This window comes from uncultured Campylobacter sp. (assembly GCF_938045465.1).
In the GTDB taxonomy this organism is placed as follows: domain Bacteria; phylum Campylobacterota; class Campylobacteria; order Campylobacterales; family Campylobacteraceae; genus Campylobacter_B.
On record NZ_CALIBF010000026.1, the window covers coordinates 1 to 2,348 of the forward strand.

1 protein-coding gene and 1 pseudogene are annotated in these 2,348 nt (G+C 46.7%); both read left to right on the forward strand.

Annotated elements, in window-relative coordinates; translation table 11 throughout:
- Positions 1–460 precede the first annotated feature (460 nt).
- A complete protein-coding gene (locus Q0413_RS01355) occupies positions 461–1,186 on the forward strand; it encodes a response regulator transcription factor (protein ID WP_298986508.1) in 726 nt (241 codons plus the stop codon).
- 277 nt (positions 1,187–1,463) lie between these two features.
- Positions 1,464–2,348, forward strand: a pseudogene (locus Q0413_RS01360) (hypothetical protein); the annotation flags it as partial.

Here is a 2,348-nt window from a genome sequence, read left to right on the forward strand (position 1 = left end):
TTTGACGAACCGTTTTGTTGCCGTCAAAAGTTGCGCTAGTAAGCTGCCCTGTCGCCCGTAAAATTTTATCTAACGTTGCCCGCTCGTTAAAGCCTTATTGATGCGGTTTTGCCAGCTATGCCTAGTTTTTTGATAAACTATACCTGCTCTTAAAACCTTATCAGCGCCGTTTTATTTCCCTCTAAAAGCCATTTGCCTAAAATAAAATTCCGCTCCGCCGCGTAGTGAAATTTTACCTGCGCCAGCTTTGGAATTTTACTTTCAGCCGCTCTTAAATCTTTTTCGCACCGATAAGATTTAGCTCGCGTCATTTTAAATTTTGCCCCATTCCTAGGCCGCGGTTTTTATCCATGCTTCTTTTTTAATCCCGCCCATATTTGCACCTAAAATAAGAGTTGTGTTACTTTATGAAATTAAATTTTTAACTTAACATTATTTTAAGCTCAATAAAAGAGAAAATTTGAAAGAATTTCGTTTGAAATTTCGCCTTGAGGGGTCTGCTATGAGCTGCGCTTTAAAAGAGCTGGACGTCTTGCTAGTCGAGGATGATACTAAATTACTAGCCTCGCTGCATAAGGCGTTTGAGGGTATTTTTAACAACGTTTACAATGCCCAAAACGGGCTTGAAGGTGTAAAAAAATTCAAAAAATTTAGCCCTAATCTCGTCATTACCGACATTCTAATGCCGATCGAGGATGGGCTTGAGATGATACGTCAGATTAAGCAGATCTTTCCGCATGCCCCAATCGTGGTGCTTAGTGGCTTCAGTAGGGAGGAGCAGCTAAAAGGCGTTATGGAGATTGGCGTCGAGCGGTATTACTTTAAACCGGTAGATATCGCCGCATTCGTGCTAGAGATAAGTGCACTGATGAAGTCTAAGCTGGACTCTGTACGAGTCGTAAATATGGGCGCAGACTACGTATTTGACGGGCTTCGCCGTATTTTGCTGAAGGATGGCGAGCAGATCGTGCTTACTAAAAAGGAGCTTTCTTTTGTTTCGCTGCTAGCCAGTCGCGTGGGCGAGCTGGTGCTTTACGAGGAGATCAAGCGTTATGTTTGGACCGAAGGAGCCGTGAGCGATACGGCGCTTCGCACCTTCGTCAAGCGTATCCGCGATAAAGTGGGAGGCGAAATCATAAAAAACGTCCTGAGCCTGGGATACAAGATCGAGCCTGAGCCTGCTTAAATTCCGTCGCGTTTTTGCCGCTTTGTAATTTATGGAATTGCACTCGTAAAATTTTGCGTTTAAATTATGCCGCGATGAATGCGGAGCGAGGTAGAATTCCGCGCTCAAAGCGCCGCAGATTAAAATTTTACGCTCATCCAACTTACTAAATTTGACTTGATAAAATTTAGCCTCTCAAGCTTTTCAAAAACTTCTTTGCTTAAAAGCCCAAACTAAAAATTTCTTGCTAAAATATCGCAAAATTCCGCGTTCTGCGAATCGCTCTAAAGGATTTGTTTTGAAAAATTTGCCCTCTAAAAATCTCTTTGTCTACACTAGCTCGCGTGCGCTACGCGCGGCGCTGCAAAGCGAGAGCGGCGGCGTGCTGGCGCCTAGGATTACTTTGGCGGAATTCTACGAAAAGGCGCTTTTTGTGCCGGATCTTGTCGCTTGCGGCGAGATAGACCGCGCGCTTTTTATGAAGCAGGCGGTAAACGAGAGCAAGCGCGCGGACGAAAGGCTTAAATTCCCTAACGAGCTTTACGAGTTTATGCGCAACCGCGAGTATCTTTTCGGCTTTTTCAAGGAGCTTGCGACGGAGCGCGTGAGTATCGATGCGCTCGATCTTAGCGACACCTATGCGTGGTATGCCGAGCATTTTGAAATTCTGCGAGAGCTAGCGGGGGCGTATGCAAGGATTCTGCGCGAGCATGGATTTTACGACGAGATCACGCTGCCCGCGCTTTATAAGCTAAACGAATCCTATCTGCGCGGATTTGAGCGGATAGAAATCAACATCGACGGCAATCCTAGCGCATTTGAGTTCGAGATTTTTAAGCGCGCTGCAGAGCTTAGCGAGGTTGTGTTGAGCTTTAGAGCCACGACTTTAAATTCCAAGCCTGTGCGCGCGGTAGAGGAGCTTTGCGGCATAAGCCTAGAGCCAGGTTTTGCATACCGCGTAAATCTTGGTACGGGTGAAATTTTAAGCCGCGAGCCACTAAGCGTGGGCGGAGCGGTTGTGTGTAGAGGCTTTGAGCTGCGAAGCTTGCAGGCGAGCTATGTTTTTGAAAAAATTTCATCCTTTGTGCGCGCGGGCATTGCGCCGGAGCGCATCGCGGTGATTTTGCCCGACGAGAGTTTTGCCGGCACGCTGCGGCTTTATGACGAGCGCATCGCAAAGGCT